The sequence below is a fragment of the Spirosoma arcticum genome (assembly GCF_054779955.1).
Genome location: NZ_BAAGXG010000005.1, coordinates 42,767 through 57,359 on the forward strand (window position 1 = coordinate 42,767; position 14,593 = coordinate 57,359).

Sequence of the window (14,593 nt, forward strand, 5' to 3'; positions counted from 1 at the left end):
GGCCCCATCGTTTATTGATTGTTAACGACGCTCAAGATGAAGTATATTCTGATTATCACCCTCATCATTATGTTCGTGCCACCAATACGGCGGTTCGTATTTCAGTTGTTGGTTGGCCGCCAGTTGGTGAAGGAGCAAAAACGCCAAGCGGCAGCTTACGCAAAACGTCGGGAAGGAGAAATACGGGTGGAGAATCATCCAACGAAAAGCACAAATTCGCCCTACCAGCGCGGTGGCGAGTACGTCGATTACGAAGAGGTCAAGTAATCAGTTTTCTTTCCTGTATTTTACGGCCAGACCCGTCATCACGTAGCCATTGTCGGTCATGGACGTGTAGTACTTATAGCGCACATCAACGAGCGCATCAGCCCCCATTTTTTTGGCTTCCATCGTCAGTCGGGCCAGTAACAGCTCTTTCTGCTGCATATCGTTTCCCCGGCTGAGCATTCGGCGATTCGCTGTCTGCCGATCTGATAGTGGCACTTCTCCTTTCGTTTCCAGGTCCTGCAACGGTTCAAACGGGCGTTCGGGCCGCTGATTATCGTAGAAAACGTCGACTGGGTAGTTCGGGCTATTCTTTAAATAAACGATGGGCCGAAAGCAGCCCGTCAGCAATCCAGCACCAAGCAGTATCAGCAACAGTTCACTTTTTTTCATGGTCATAAAGATAGGTGTTTAAGTGTGTTTGTCATCCCTCCTGCGTCGGGATGACAAACACACTTAAACACCTCTAAACCTACTTATCGCTCAGAATCAACGGTACGTTGCCCCGGCTGCCCATAATTACAATTTTAGCGTTAGGTGATGCGGCCAGTTCACGCTGTGCTTTAATCTGCTCATACTGTAACTGTTTGTCGCTCAGACCCGTTGACAAAATACGCTGATAATCGGCAATGCCCTGCGCTTCAACCCGTTTGCGTTCAGCTTCCTGCCGTTCTTTAGTTAGCACAAACTGCATTTTCTGGGAATCTTGTTCAGCATTGATTTTCGACTCAATGGTTTTCTTAACCGATGCGGGCAGGTCGATGTTTCGAATCAGCAGTTGCTCCAGCATCAGGCCCCGCTTCTTGAAATCCGTTTCGATTGTCTTGTAAATCCGCCCCTGAAACTCGTCGCGCCGGGTCGAATAAAGAGCCACAGCGTCGTAATAAACGGCATTGTCGCGGATACGCGTCCGGGTAATGGGCCGCACAATTTTGTCGGTGTAGTCCGGACCAATCTCGCGCAGAATTCTCGGTGCGTCGGCGGGTACTACGCGGTACAGTACCGTCAGGTCAATGACCACCTCCAGCCCGTCGGCCGTCAGCACCCGAATGGCGTCGTCGCCCTGCTTCTCGCCTTCGTCGTTGGTCGCCGACATGGTGTAGTTCTGCGTCTTAACGTCGAATTCCGTTACGGTAGCCAGCGGATTGACAAAGCTTAATCCCGAGTTGAGCGACCGATCACTAACACTACCAAACAGCGAAATGACGCCCACCTGACCAGCGTCGATCTGCCGGACGCTGGAGGAGAGCAACCCGATAACAATCAAAATAACCCCAATCACTTTAACGGGGCGCGAATAATGCGAAAACGCCAGTGCAGGCGTGTTAATGGCAAATCCGGCGATGAGCGCGAAAATACCAAGGACGAGAAAAAACATGGTTTGTTGGGATTATGGTTTGTGAGGTGAGTACGGCAGCAACAAACTGCGCACTGCAAGGTACGCGAATAAAGCATCGACCTGCCTACGGGCAGAACACGATAAAGTCTGAAAAGAGACGACGGGGAAACGGGCTGACTTTGTCAGCGTTGGGGCGGTGTCATGGACGTGAAGACGGTCAGGAGACAGTACAAAAATAAGACGACACAGCATAATTTAAGTACGATTTTAGACCAGCGGACGCCGGGTTAGCCGGTCGGTTGGGGGGCGGGATGAGGTGCGTAGTAAAGCAAAAAAGGCATCCCGCTTTTCAGCGAAATGCCTTTTTTGCTTAGATTTTACCGTTTCGACGCGTTATCGTGACGTCTTGGTACTCTTCTTCGTAGTTTTTACTTCCGGGGCGGGCGACGCAGCCGCGGCTGCTTCCTTCTGGGCAACCACTTCTCCTTTCAAATACAAAACTGTCTGACCGGCTTCTGCATTGCTGGTTACCGTTACCGTTTTGGTGAACTGACCAGCCGCAGCCGCATTGAACGTAGCTGACACCGTACCGGTTTTACCGGGCATGATTGGCTCACGCGTCCAATTTGGCTTGGTGCAACCGCAGGATGCCTGAGCGTCATTGATGACAACGGGATCAGCACCGGTATTTTTGAATTCGAACACGTGCGTCACCGGTTTTCCCTGCTCGATCTTACCAAAATCATGGGTTTCCTTAGCAAACTTCATGACCCCCTTCTGGGCGTAGCTAACTGTGGCCAACACAAATAAAGCTACGAAAAGTGAAAAAATAGTTTTCATTGGACTAAACGGAATTATGGTTTGATTGTTAAGATGCAACGCCTTCAACTGTGTTCTTATGCAAACAGTTTGCCAAATTAGTGCCAACCGCCTACCGATCAACAAATAAACGCAGAAATTCGTTTTTTTGAAAGCTGCCTTGTTTTACCTTACTTTTACTTTCACAGGATGCCGCTACACGTAGCCATCATCCGTACTTCATCAGTAAATTAATTGTTGGACGCTTTCAACCCGTAGCTCTGCTGTGATAGCAAACGAACAACCCCGCACAACCGATATTCTCTCCCGCGAAAAAATCCTGTCCGATTACCGGCTGGCCTGCGAAAGCCGACAGGCGAGTATGTTAGGTCGGCGCGACGTAATGGGCGGTCGGGCTAAATTCGGTATCTTCGGCGACGGCAAAGAACTGGCGCAACTGGCAGCCGCCCGCGCTTTTGAGCGGGGCGATTTCCGCTCGGGTTACTACCGCGATCAGACATTTGTGGCTGCGTTGGGTGAGTTACGGTGGACCGAATTTTTCGCCCAACTCTACGCTCATACCGACCTTGCCGCCGACCCCAACACCGCCGGGCGATCCATGAATGGTCACTTCGCCACCCGTTGGCTCGACGAGCAGGGACAGTGGCGCAACCAAACCGAACTCTATAACTCGGTTTGTGACATTGCGCCAACAGCCGGACAGTTGCCCCGTGCATTGGGGCTGGCCTATGCGTCTAAACTGTTCCGGGCCAACCCGGCTCTAAACAACCTAACCAATTTCTCGCGCCGGGGGGCCGAAATCGTTTTCGGCACCATTGGCGATGCCTCCACATCGCAGGGTATGTTCTGGGAAACCATGAACGCGGCTGGTGTGCTGCAGGTGCCCCTGCTGATGTCGGTCTGGGACGATGGGTACGGCATTTCGGTTCCGGTAGAATACCAGACGACCAAAGGCAGCATCTCGAAGGCACTGGCCGGTTTCCAACGCGACGCCGACGATAAGGGGTTTGAACTATTTACGGTGAAAGGCTGGGACTACGTTGCGCTCCTGGAAACCTACCACCAAGCCGCCCAGATTTGCCGCAACGAACACGTGCCGGTGCTGGTGCACGTTCAGGAGTTAACGCAGCCGCAAGGTCACTCCACATCCGGCTCCCACGAACGTTACAAATCGAAGGAACGCTTGATGTGGGAAGCCGAGCACGACTGCAACCGGACCTTCCGCCAGTGGATATTAGCCAACGGCTACGCAACGAACGACGAGTTGGAAACCGTTGAAATGGAAGCGAAACAAACGGTCAAAGAGGCACGAATTAACGCCTGGAACGCCTATCAACAGTCAATGAAAGGCGATTTTGACGAAGCCGTTGATCTGCTTCAGCAAGCGGCCCGGCATCATTCAAAATCGGCCGATCTGATGGCCATTCGGGAAGAACTGCGCAAAACGGCAACGCCCCTGCGCCGGGATACCGTGTCGGCCGTGCGAAAAGCGATTCGACTATTGCGTACTGACAGTGGTAACGCCCGGCAGGGATTACGGGCGTGGCTTGAGCGCACCAACGCCGAAAACGAAGATCGTTTCAGTTCATACTTGTACAGCCAGTCGCCGGAGTCACCAATGCTCGTTGAAGGCGTTCCAGCCCGCTACGCCGACGACGCCCCCTTGCTGGATGGCTACCTGCTGATGCAGCGTTATTTCGACAGTTTGTTTGCCCGAGACGCCCGTATAGTAGCGCTGGGCGAAGACGTCGGTCAGATTGGCGACGTGAATCAGGGCTTTGCGGGTCTTCAGGAAAAATACGGCGAGGTACGCATCACTGACACGGGTATTCGCGAAACAACCATCATTGGTCAGGGTATTGGGCTGGCGATGCGTGGACTGCGACCGATTGTCGAAATTCAGTATTTCGATTACATCTATTACGCCTTAGCGACTCTAACCGACGACCTGGCGACGTTGCTTTACCGCACCAAAGGCGGTCAGAAAGCCCCGCTTATTGTCCGGACGCGGGGGCACCGGCTGGAAGGCATCTGGCACTCCGGCTCACCAATGGGCGCTATGATCAACAGTTTGCGGGGAATGCACGTGCTGGTGCCCCGAAACATGACGCAGGCCGCCGGTTTTTACAACACACTCCTCAAAGGCGACGATCCGGCGCTGCTCATTGAGTCGCTGAACGGCTACCGGCTGAAGGAGAAACTTCCCCACAACCTCGACGAGTTTTGTGTGCCGCTCGGCATTCCGGAGGTGCTGCGCACGGGCACCGACGTGACGGTCGTCACTTATGGTTCCATGTGCCGGATTGTGCTGGAAGCCGCTGGACAACTCGCCCCAATGGGCATCAGTGTAGAGGTGATCGACGTGCAGACGCTGCTGCCATTCGACGTGCATCAGTCGATTCTGGATTCGATCAAACGGACAAACCGCGTGGTATTTGCCGATGAAGATGTGCCGGGTGGTGCATCGGCCTACCTAATGCAGCAGGTTGTAGAGGGTCAGGGGGCTTACCAGTACTTAGACTCGGCTCCCCAAACGCTTTCGGCCAAAGCCCACCGCCCGCCCTACGGCTCCGATGGGGACTATTTTGGTAAGCCAGGCGTTGACGACGTAATTGAAACCGTGTACGCGCTGATGAACGAAGCCGACCCGGCGCAGTATCCAGCAATTTAATTAGCGAAAGAGTGAATGAGCGAATAGTCAGGACCAAACATTCGCTCATTCACTTTCGCTCATTCAAAAATGTCCTACTTCCGAGACATAAAATCCGGCATACGAACGACGCTCAAAGGGCTGAGCCTGACGCTGCGGCATCTGCGCAACGCGACGCACCGACGAACAGCCGAGGGCATTGCCAGCGATAATTATTTTGACCTCCAAAACGGCTTGGTTACGCTACAGTATCCGCACGAGCAACTGCCCATTCCTGACAACGGCCGCTACCGGCTCCGCAATGAAATTGACGATTGCATTGTCTGCGATAAATGCGCCAAAATATGCCCCGTCGATTGCATCACCATTGATGCCATCAAGGCGACTGAGGAAGTTGGGAAGGCGTCGGACGGGTCGCCCATTCGGTTGTACGCGGCCAAGTTCGACATAGACATGGCTAAGTGCTGCTACTGCGGACTTTGCACAGTTGTTTGCCCGACCGAGTGCCTGACGATGGACAAGAAATTCGACTACAGCGAGTTTGAACTCGGTAAACTAACCTACCAGTTTGCCGAACTCACGCCCGCCGAAGCCGACGAGAAACGAGCATTATACGAGCAGTTCGTTCAGGAGAAGGAAGCGGCTAAAGCGGCTCAACTAACGGCGAAATCGAGTCCGATTCCGAGCGCATCAACCGATGCTCCAGTCGTTGCGAAAAGACCCGTCTTCCGACCAACGGCAAAACCAACTTCGCCCGTTGCGCCCTCACCTGATCCAACCGCTAACTCAACAGACGGAGCCATTAGTCATCCGCTGACCGACGCCACACCGGACGAAATGCAGCAAATCGCGCAGGGTGGTTTGGAAAAAGCCAAAAAACCGGTCTTCAGACCGACGCAAAGGCCGACAACCGCGCCAACGGATGTGCCCGTACATGATGAAACCGTTTTGCCAACGCCGGAGAACCAGCCCGCGCTGGCAGCTAAACCGACCGTAGCAAAGCCAGCCGGGTTTCGGCCAACGATGAAGCCCCCGAAACCTGTTTCAACGGAACCGGAAACGTCGGCATATTCACCCACTGAGACACGCGAACCAGTTCAACTTGAGCCGGTTGTCGCTAAGCCCAAACCAGCGTTTCGCCCAACGATGAAGCCCACCAACGCCGATGAGCCAGTTAAACCGGCACCAGCCGCCGACGCGCCCGAAGCTGTACAGCCCGAAACTTCAACAAAACCAAAACCGGCATTTCGCCCAACCATGCGGCCTAAACCGGATGGTGAATCTAAGTTATGATGAGTGTATGCGTGTGTGCGTTTGTCATCCCGACGAAGGAGGGATCTCGTGCATCAACGACAATAAGATCCCTCCTTCGTCGGGATGACAAACGCATACACGCATACACTGAACTACTTACGCACCAACCACTCGATGGTCCAACTTACTTTTTACACCTTCGCGGCCCTCACGCTCATCGGTGCGTTGGCCGTGTTACTGACCCGTAATGTGCTATATGCGGCTTTCTTTCTGTTGCTGACGCTGTTGGGAGCAGCCGGTTTGTTTGTGCTGGCGAGCGCTGATTTCTTAGCCGTTGCGCAAATCATGATTTACGTGGGTGGTGTGCTGGTGCTGGTAATCTTCGGCGTCATGCTCACCCACAAACCTGAACGCTCTGCCGACGCCAACAGCCAAACGCCGAACCGCATCACATCCCTGAACCGGGCGGGGTCGTTCCTGAACCGGATTGTACCCCTGCTGGTGGCAGTAGGACTATTCGTTGCGTTGTACACATTGCTGGCGCGGGCTAACTTTAGTCTCCTCACCCGGCCGGTGGGTTGGGAAAGCACCATTCAAACAGCGGGCAAACAACTCATGACTGAGTATGTAGTACCGTTCGAGATTGCCGGCATCCTGTTACTGGCGGCTTTGGTTGGCGCAACGTATTTGGCCGCATCACCCACCAATGCTAAACCCCAACCTCATGCAACCCGTTGATAGTTATCTGTTTCTACTCGTTGGAGCCGCCCTGTTCAGCATTGGGCTAGCCGTCGTGCTGTTCAAACGCCACGCCATTGTCGTGCTGATGGGCATCGAACTAATGCTCAATGCCGTCAACATCAACTTAGTCGCTTTCAGTCAGTATGATCCCGACCGATTGCAGGGACAAATGCTGGCGCTGTTTGTAATGGTTGTCGCGGCTGCCGAATCAGCGGTGGCACTGGCAATTGTGCTACAGGTGTACCGCCACTTCAAAACGGCGCACTTAGACGAATTGACCGAGCTGAAGCAATAATCACCATGAATCCCGACTACGAACCCATTATCGACGGAATACTGACGGACGGCTACGGGGTTATGGACAACTTCCTGACACCAACGGAAGTAGCCGCCCTGAGTACGTATCTGCGGAATCGGCGCGAAGCCGGACAGTTTCGGTCGGCGGGTATTGGCAATCAGCAGGTAACCGTTGAAACCGCCGTTCGGGGCGACGAGATTATGTGGCTTGATAAAGCAACGGCAACCCCGGAGGAAACGAGTTTCCTGCAACGCATCGGTCAGTTCGTGCAGTACGTGAATCAAACGTGTTACCTCGGTTTGCGGGATTACGAATTCCACTATGCCCTCTACCCCACCGGCGCCTTTTACAAACGTCACCTTGACCGGTTTAGGAGCGACTCGCGCCGGAAACTCTCGGTTGTCTGCTACCTCAACGCTAACTGGCAGGAGACCGACGGTGGTCAGCTAACCTTGTATCTGCCCGAAACAGATGGATCAGAGCGATCCGTAACGGTGACGCCCGTGGGTGGCCGACTGGTATGTTTCGACAGCGGACAACTGGAGCATGAGGTCCTGCACGCCACCCGCGAACGACTGAGTGTGACGGGCTGGCTCAAAACGGCCTGAAAGCGGTTTGCTTCCCCATTTCACAATCGGGATATTTGCGGCCGCAATAACACATCACCCAATGCCCAACCCGGCACTTCTGACCAGTCTGCTCCTGCTGCCCTTTGCCGGTTTTCTGGTGATGCTGGTGACCCGGCGCGTGGCAGGCTGGCTGGCAGTGGCATTAACGGGTGCGGGATTACTCCTGTCGATTGGGCTGGCCGCAACCCTACCCCTCGGCCCGGTAACGATCCAAACCGACTGGGCAACAGTCTCGGGCGTGTCGTTCGGGGTGAGTTTCCGGCTCGATGCGCTCACCGTGCTGATGTTGGTACTGGTGCATGTTGTGGCATTGCTGGTGCAGATTTACTCGATTGCTTACCTGCACGATGAGGTCAATTTAGCCCGCTACTTTGGTTATTTACAATTGTTCGTCGGGGCTATGCTGGGCATTGTGCTGGCTGGAAACCTGCTGGTGCTCTACGCATTTTGGGAGTTGGTTGGTCTGGCTTCGTATCTGCTCATCGGTTTCTACAGCGAACGACCTGCCGCCAGCCGGGCCGCTCAAAAAGCCTTTCTGATGAATCGCGTCGGTGACATGGGCTTTCTGATCGGTATTTTCCTGACGTATTATCACTTCGACACGCTGGATTTATCGACGCTGACCGGCACGGGCTTCGCGGGCAATGTACCCACCGCCCTTGGGCTGTGCCTGTTCATGGGGTGTGTGGGTAAGTCGGCGCAGTTTCCGCTGCTGACCTGGTTACCCGACGCTATGGAAGGCCCCACGCCTGTATCGGCCCTGCTCCACGCGGCTACGATGGTAGCGGCTGGCATTTTTCTGCTCGCTCGTATTCATTCGTTGCTCTCGCCCGACGCCCTCGTTATCATCACGCTTGTGGGCACTATCACGACACTTTGGGGCGGTTATTCAGCCATTTTCCAGACCGACATAAAAAAAGTACTGGCATTCTCAACGGTTTCGCAACTGGGGCTGATGGTGGCTGCAATGGGCACGGGCAACGTCGGCGGAGCAATGTTCCATCTGTTGACTCATGCGTTTTTCAAGGCTGGACTGTTCCTGAGCGCAGGAGCCGTTATTCACGCTGTCCATACCCAGGATATGCGGCAGATGGGCGGGTTGCGACGAGCGCTGCCCATTACCTTCGTGGCCTACAGCGTTTGCGCGGCTGCGCTGGTGGGACTGCCGTTTTTCTCCGGATTTCTGTCGAAAGAAGCGATTCTGAATGGTGCGTTTGCATGGGCCATACTCCAATCCAGTCCTTTGGCTCAGGCAATACCCGTATTGCTGCTGGTCTCGTCGGGGCTAACGGCACTGTATATGACCCGGCAATGGCGATTGATTTTTTGGGGATCGTACCGGAACGAAGCGGTGCCGCTGACGCAGGTTCACGAACCAGGCTGGCTCATGCGCGGGCCGGTGGTGGTGCTGGCGGCCCTGTCGGTATTCATCTGGTTTTCTATTAACCCGATTGATGCGCACGGAAGTTGGTTTTTTGGGCTTTTTGCTGAGTCTGCGGAGGCTTCGTTTTGGTGGCTGGCCCCGGTATCGGTCGGTTTAGTGCTGCTGGGCGGGTGGATTGGTTTTCGATTAAGCGAGCCTGATTCCAGCCGCAGCTATGTCCGTTTATCGCTCAACTACGGTTTTCTCGACACACTGTATCAGCACCTCATCATCAATCCAACGCTCAGGCTGGCTGCCCAACTCCACCGCACCGATCAGCGGGTGGTCGATGGAACGGTCAACGGGACGGGGATTTCGGCGGTGGTGCTGGCTCACGTAGCTAACAGTCTGGACCGCTACGGCGTGGACGGTCTCGTTAATAGGGCGGCCTGGCTGGCCGGTCGGGTGGGACGGATGACGCGGTCGGTCCAGAATGGCAGCGTGCAGTCCTACATTACGGTCGCGGTAGCTGGTCTGTTATTGATGCTTTGGTGGCTGCTATAATGTCTGGGTCAACTTCTGGTTGGCCCATTTGCTTATTATAAGGGTCAACCGAAGGGGACCCAGACAAGATGATTCTTTCGTTACTCATTTTTCTGCCATTAATCGGTTCGCTGTTGGTGGCCCTCCTACCCGATAGTCAAAGGGCGCGATTTCGCTGGATCGCACTGATCATTACGATAGCCGAAGTGGTACTGGCCGGACTGGCCTACGCAGCGTTCGACACAGCGACGGCAGGTTACCAACTGCTCGAACAGGCCGATTGGATCACCTTGCCACTGGGTAGCTTAGGCATCGCGTCCATCGACTATCTGGTTGGCGTCGACGGTATCAGCCTGCCATTAGTCATACTGTCGGCGGTGGTCATGCTGGTGGGTGTGGTGTCGTCGTGGGCGTTCACGCACCGATTGAGGGCGTATTATGCCCTGTACCTACTACTGACCGGCACGATCATGGGTTGCTTTCTGGCGCTCGATTTCTTCCTATTTTTCCTGTTTTTCGAATTCATGCTGCTGCCCATGTATTTCCTGATCGGGCTGTGGGGCGGTCCGCGCCGGGAATACGCATCCATCAAATTCTTCCTGTACACGCTGCTTGGTTCGTTGCTGATTCTGTTGGTGATGATCGGGCTGTACCTGTCGGTCATGGACCCTGTCAGCACGGCAGTGGCAGCCGGTTTCATCGCCGATCCCCAGGCCGCGACGAGCGAGATCATCCGCATCATGCAGGCGCACCTCAGGAGTGGTCAGCTCAACCCAGCGCAGGTTGTTCACACCTTCGACATGCGCTACCTCGCCGATGGTGGCAACTACCTCCCCGATGCGTTCCTGAATCCGGCTTCTGAACCCGTCGTGCTGGGACTTCCGGCCCGGATGCTGGCGTTCTGGGCGGTGTTCATTGGATTTGCCATCAAATTACCCATCGTGCCGCTGCACACGTGGTTGCCCGATGCGCACGTTGAAGCGCCCACGCCCGTGTCGGTCGTGCTGGCGGGTGTGTTACTCAAGATCGGTGGCTACGGGTTTATCCGGATCGTCTGGAATTTCTTCCCGGACGGAGCCGCCGAATATGCCTTGCCGCTGGCCGTGCTGGGAACGGTATCCATTGTTTATGGCGGATTGGTAGCGCTGGCGCAGAATGACGTCAAAAAGATGATCGCGTATTCGTCGGTTTCGCACATGGGTTTCGTGCTGCTTGGCGTGGCGTCGTTAACGGCCGAAGGAATCAACGGAGCCGTCTACCAGATGGTGAGCCACGGCGTGCTGTCGGCGATGCTGTTTTTGCTGACGGGTGTCCTTTACGACCGCACCCACGACCGGCGCATCGACTCATACCGGGGCCTAATACAGCCCATGCCGCAGTACGCCACGCTGACGGCGGTCGCTTTTTTCGGATCGCTGGGACTACCCGGATTTTCGGGATTCGTGGGCGAGTTGTTCACATTGATGGGCAGTTTCCAGTCCGAATGGTTACCCGGCTGGCTCACGGCCGTAGCCACGACGGGGATTCTACTGGCGGCTGCGTACTTCCTCTGGACGCTGCAACGTATGTTCTTTGGACCGTATTGGTCCCGGCACGAAGCCGCTACGCCAACGGGAGCCCCGTCACTACCCGACCTGACCACGCGTGAAAAACTGTTGCTAATGCCGCTCGGCGCTATCGCGCTGGCGTTGGGTCTGTTCCCCAATCTACTCTTCAACCTAACTGGTGCAACGGTTGCGCAGTGGATCGTGAAGTTCTCGCTGGAGTAGTGACTACTTAATCCGGTACAACTCACTGCCCGCCAGCAAAAGACAACCAAGACCGTAATCCTCAAAATCAGGTTTGCTGGTGTAGGTAACCGGCTGACCGTCTTTGGGTTCTTTGCCCGTTCCCTGCACGTAGCCAAGAAAACCACTTGGATGCACGGACTCGGCAACCATCGCATTCCAGGCTTTGGCAATAACCGGTTTGTAAACTTTACCGTCCAGCAGTCCGTGGTTAACGCCCCAGGCCATGCCGTAAATGAACAGCGCCGTTCCGGTAAGTTCTTTGCCGCCAAAGTTGGTAGAGTCGTGCAGGCTCACGTTCCAGTACCCATCGGGGCGTTGCAGGGGCGTCAGCGCAGCAAGCATATCGAGGTAGGTTTGCTGATATTCGGCGCGGTGCGGGGCATCGTTCGGCATGATGTCGAGTACCCGCACCAGGGCCGCCACCACCCAGCCGTTCCCTCGCGACCAGTAGCAGTCTTCGCCGTTCGGTTCTTTATAGGGTGGCACAAAATCAGCGTCTCGCCACCACAAACGATCCTGCGGATTGTACAGCCCCTTGCCCCCGTGTTTGGTCTTTGCAAAGTCGTAGAGCTGGTACATTTTCTCAAAATAAGCGGGATTGTCTTTGTACAATACGCCCAGTTTAGCATAAACGGGCATGGCCATTTGCAGCGCATCGATCCAGTTCCAGTCATCGGCTTTGTCGCTGGTCAGGGTAGCGTCGATGCACGTTTTAATATCCCGGATGCGTTCCGGCTTCTTATCAATTTGGTAGAGGTCAATGTATGTTTGACCACAGCACTGATCATCGGCGTTGCGGGTAGTGGTGCCGCTCCGCATCCCCCAGTTGTGTTTTTCTCCCCACTGCACGGCGTAATCGTAGTATTTTTTTTGGGGATCGACACCGTGCAACGCCATTAGGCCTTCGTAATACACAGCCCGCGTCCAGATGTTACTTGGTCTCGTTTTGTTGGTGACGATCACCTTGCCGGGATCAGGCCACGACCGCATAAAGTAGTCATTGGTGAGGGTCATTGTCTGTAGAATCGCCGACTTTTTGGGCAATCTCGGAGACGGACCAGCGGCAGTCGGCATAGGCAGCGCGACGACGCAGGTCAGTAGCCCGATTAGAGTGTAGTGACGGAGAAAGGTTTGTTTCATGGCAGGTATTGGGTTTAATACTCATAAACACGCGACTATACAAACCTTAACTATAGCGTCTCCTCCGCAACACCTGCCACACCACACCAACCAATCCGATCAGCGCCAGTGGACCCAGCACGTTGAGCAGTTGCCAGCCGGTGCGTCCCGCATCGACCCTAATTTTATCTAACGGCCGGAGCGCTACAGTGCGGTTTCGGGATGAAATTACGCCGTTCGGGTCCACCAAATAGTCAATGGCGTTTAGGGCAAAATCCTTGTTGGCGAAGGTATTGCGGGTGTAGCGGTCGAAACCCAGTGGATACGGCGCGCTGCGTTTATAGTCAACGTCGTTGATTAGCAGATCACCATCCGAGCAGACCAGCACCCGCGACAGCTCACCCACCGGTCGGAAACCGCTGGCACGGGGGTCGCCGGGCAGAACGCGGTTGGCAAACAGCGACTGAAACCGGCCTTCGAGCAGACACCCCACGATCTTGACGCCCCCTGTATACGTTTTCGGGTCGGGCTGCTGGCGGGCTTCGTTGTACGAAATCAGGGCGGGGGCCTTCAAAATTTGGGTGTACGGTGACGTCAACAAGAGGGGTGTTTTACGGATTGGCTGCCCGTCACCCCCCAACGCCCGGACGGTGTCTAATGTACTGACAAACCGGCTTAGTACCGCGTCGAGATTCCGTACGATAGGACTGCCGCTGTTGCCAAAATTGTTCAGCAGTGGGTAGAACCGCCACGGCACCAACTGCACGTTGGGTTTGTCGCCAATGTTGCCGACGTTGAGCGGAATAGGCGCACAAACAAAATCCTTCACAACGTCGCGGTTGACGCGAACGCCCCAGCGGAAAAACAGATCGTCGAGGTTCAGATTGAGCGGCTGCGCGTAGGTGCCTTCGTTGTTAACGCTGTCCACTCGCTGCCCATCCACAAAGAACAGCGCCCGCCCGCCATTGACCACGAACTGATCTAATTTGAAAACTTCGTCTTCGGAGAAAGGCCGGTCGGGTTTCGGCACCAGAATCGCGTCGAGATTGGCAATGGGGCCGGGCTTGGTCATATCCACGAAAAATAGATCGTAGTTCTCCTGCACCGACGCCAGCAAATCGGCGAAGCGCGAAGGCGGCACCTGCGTATGGCCGTAGAGCAATCCCACCCGTCGGCGATTTCCTTCGACCTGCGTCAACTTGCGGATGGCCGACGCAAACTGGAACTCCACGCCCTCGTAGGACTGATTCAACTGCTCTTCGGGCGAAGCCGCTTTATTGCCTTTCAGCAGCAGCACGGCCGTTTCTTTACCCTTGTAGGAGACAATGGCACCCGGAAACACCAACTTCTCGGTACGTTTACCACCTTCTTTGGCAAACAGATTAGTCGGCAGCAATCCGCGTTGCTGTAATTTCTGGATGAGTTTGGCCTTCGCATCGGCGTCGGTGATGGCGTCGGGATCCGTAAAGCGGTAGGTGACGGTTTTATTGGCACCGGCACCAAACTCATCGAGCGTTTCGCGAACGGCATTTTCGAGCCGTTTGAATCCCGGCGGCAGGTCGCCCGTCAGGTACACGTCGACGTGAACGGCATCGGGCAGGTCGGTAAGCAGCGACGCCGTAGCCGCCGAGAGGGTATAGCGCTTTTCTTCGGTTAGGTCGATCCGGAAGAAGACGAATGCCGACAGTACGTTGACGGCGATCAGGGCAGCAAGAATAAAAAGCGTACGTCGGGAAGCAGATTTCATACGAGGCTATAACGAACGCGCCGACTAATAGTGTTTA

13 protein-coding genes are annotated in these 14,593 nt (G+C 55.0%); 8 read left to right on the forward strand and 5 right to left on the reverse strand.

The genetic code is table 11. The annotated features are described in order from the left end of the window. Positions 1–36: 36 nt before the first annotated feature. Positions 37–267: a DUF4834 domain-containing protein gene (locus ACYVHB_RS12360; RefSeq protein WP_461052047.1), complete on the forward strand. Its 231-nt coding sequence runs from the start codon at positions 37–39 to the stop codon at positions 265–267. Here ACYVHB_RS12360 and ACYVHB_RS12365 read toward each other — a convergent pair whose 3' ends face one another. The 3 genes from ACYVHB_RS12365 to ACYVHB_RS12375 form a co-directional block, all read right to left on the reverse strand. Beyond that, positions 268–657, reverse strand: a complete 390-nt coding sequence (locus ACYVHB_RS12365) for a hypothetical protein (RefSeq protein WP_461052048.1) — start codon at positions 655–657, stop codon at positions 268–270. Between the two features lie 79 nt (positions 658–736). Continuing rightward, on the reverse strand, positions 737–1,642 hold the full coding sequence (locus ACYVHB_RS12370; RefSeq protein ID WP_461052049.1) for a prohibitin family protein: 906 nt from the start codon (positions 1,640–1,642) through the stop codon (positions 737–739). Between the two features lie 354 nt (positions 1,643–1,996). Beyond that, positions 1,997–2,443 (reverse strand): DUF1573 domain-containing protein, encoded by a 447-nt coding sequence (locus ACYVHB_RS12375; protein ID WP_461052050.1) that lies wholly within the window; start codon positions 2,441–2,443, stop codon positions 1,997–1,999. Between the two features lie 244 nt (positions 2,444–2,687). On the opposite strand from ACYVHB_RS12375, the gene ACYVHB_RS12380 reads away from it, so the two are divergent. The 7 genes from ACYVHB_RS12380 (at position 2,688) to ACYVHB_RS12410 (ending at position 11,669) form a co-directional block, all read left to right on the forward strand. Further along, positions 2,688–5,093 carry an alpha-ketoacid dehydrogenase subunit alpha/beta gene (locus ACYVHB_RS12380; protein ID WP_461052051.1) on the forward strand — a complete coding sequence of 802 codons (2,406 nt, stop codon included), beginning with the start codon at positions 2,688–2,690 and terminating at the stop codon, positions 5,091–5,093. 69 nt (positions 5,094–5,162) lie between these two features. After that, on the forward strand, positions 5,163–6,365 hold the full coding sequence (locus ACYVHB_RS12385) for a 4Fe-4S dicluster domain-containing protein (protein ID WP_461052052.1): 1,203 nt from the start codon (positions 5,163–5,165) through the stop codon (positions 6,363–6,365). Between the two features lie 135 nt (positions 6,366–6,500). Continuing rightward, entirely contained in the window at positions 6,501–7,064 is a 564-nt protein-coding gene (locus tag ACYVHB_RS12390; RefSeq protein WP_461052448.1) for an NADH-quinone oxidoreductase subunit J family protein, read from the forward strand. Beyond that, positions 7,051–7,362 carry an NADH-quinone oxidoreductase subunit NuoK gene (nuoK, locus tag ACYVHB_RS12395; protein ID WP_461052053.1) on the forward strand — a complete coding sequence of 104 codons (312 nt, stop codon included), beginning with the start codon at positions 7,051–7,053 and terminating at the stop codon, positions 7,360–7,362. Before ACYVHB_RS12390 ends, nuoK begins: the two co-directional genes overlap by 14 nt. Before the next feature lie 5 nt (positions 7,363–7,367). Further along, complete coding sequence (locus ACYVHB_RS12400; protein ID WP_461052054.1) at positions 7,368–7,973, forward strand: 2OG-Fe(II) oxygenase; 606 nt, start codon at positions 7,368–7,370, stop codon at positions 7,971–7,973. A gap of 61 nt (positions 7,974–8,034) precedes the next feature. Further along, positions 8,035–9,921, forward strand: a complete 1,887-nt coding sequence (locus ACYVHB_RS12405; RefSeq protein WP_461052055.1) for an NADH-quinone oxidoreductase subunit 5 family protein — start codon at positions 8,035–8,037, stop codon at positions 9,919–9,921. 68 nt (positions 9,922–9,989) lie between these two features. Then, complete coding sequence (locus ACYVHB_RS12410) at positions 9,990–11,669, forward strand: complex I subunit 4 family protein (protein WP_461052056.1); 1,680 nt, start codon at positions 9,990–9,992, stop codon at positions 11,667–11,669. Between the two features lie 3 nt (positions 11,670–11,672). On the opposite strand, the gene ACYVHB_RS12415 is transcribed toward ACYVHB_RS12410, so the two are convergent. Further along, complete coding sequence (locus ACYVHB_RS12415; protein ID WP_461052449.1) at positions 11,673–12,764, reverse strand: glycoside hydrolase family 88/105 protein; 1,092 nt, start codon at positions 12,762–12,764, stop codon at positions 11,673–11,675. A 112-nt stretch (positions 12,765–12,876) separates the two neighbouring features. Continuing rightward, positions 12,877–14,556: a gliding motility-associated ABC transporter substrate-binding protein GldG gene (gldG, locus tag ACYVHB_RS12420; protein ID WP_461052057.1), complete on the reverse strand. Its 1,680-nt coding sequence runs from the start codon at positions 14,554–14,556 to the stop codon at positions 12,877–12,879. Positions 14,557–14,593 lie beyond the last annotated feature (37 nt).

Excerpts from the sequence above, each read along its gene's own strand:
- ACYVHB_RS12360 (WP_461052047.1), top strand. The coding sequence starts at position 37 with ATGAAGTATATTCTGATTATCACCCTCATCATTATGTTCGTGCCACCA.
- ACYVHB_RS12365 (WP_461052048.1), bottom strand. The coding sequence starts at position 657 with ATGAAAAAAAGTGAACTGTTGCTGATACTGCTTGGTGCTGGATTGCTG.
- ACYVHB_RS12370 (WP_461052049.1), bottom strand. The coding sequence starts at position 1,642 with ATGTTTTTTCTCGTCCTTGGTATTTTCGCGCTCATCGCCGGATTTGCC.
- ACYVHB_RS12375 (WP_461052050.1), bottom strand. The coding sequence starts at position 2,443 with ATGAAAACTATTTTTTCACTTTTCGTAGCTTTATTTGTGTTGGCCACA.
- ACYVHB_RS12385 (WP_461052052.1), top strand. The coding sequence starts at position 5,163 with ATGTCCTACTTCCGAGACATAAAATCCGGCATACGAACGACGCTCAAA.
- ACYVHB_RS12390 (WP_461052448.1), top strand. The coding sequence starts at position 6,501 with ATGGTCCAACTTACTTTTTACACCTTCGCGGCCCTCACGCTCATCGGT.
- nuoK (WP_461052053.1), top strand. The coding sequence starts at position 7,051 with ATGCAACCCGTTGATAGTTATCTGTTTCTACTCGTTGGAGCCGCCCTG.
- ACYVHB_RS12400 (WP_461052054.1), top strand. The coding sequence starts at position 7,368 with ATGAATCCCGACTACGAACCCATTATCGACGGAATACTGACGGACGGC.
- ACYVHB_RS12405 (WP_461052055.1), top strand. The coding sequence starts at position 8,035 with ATGCCCAACCCGGCACTTCTGACCAGTCTGCTCCTGCTGCCCTTTGCC.
- ACYVHB_RS12410 (WP_461052056.1), top strand. The coding sequence starts at position 9,990 with ATGATTCTTTCGTTACTCATTTTTCTGCCATTAATCGGTTCGCTGTTG.
- ACYVHB_RS12415 (WP_461052449.1), bottom strand. The coding sequence starts at position 12,764 with ATGCCGACTGCCGCTGGTCCGTCTCCGAGATTGCCCAAAAAGTCGGCG.
- gldG (WP_461052057.1), bottom strand. The coding sequence starts at position 14,556 with ATGAAATCTGCTTCCCGACGTACGCTTTTTATTCTTGCTGCCCTGATC.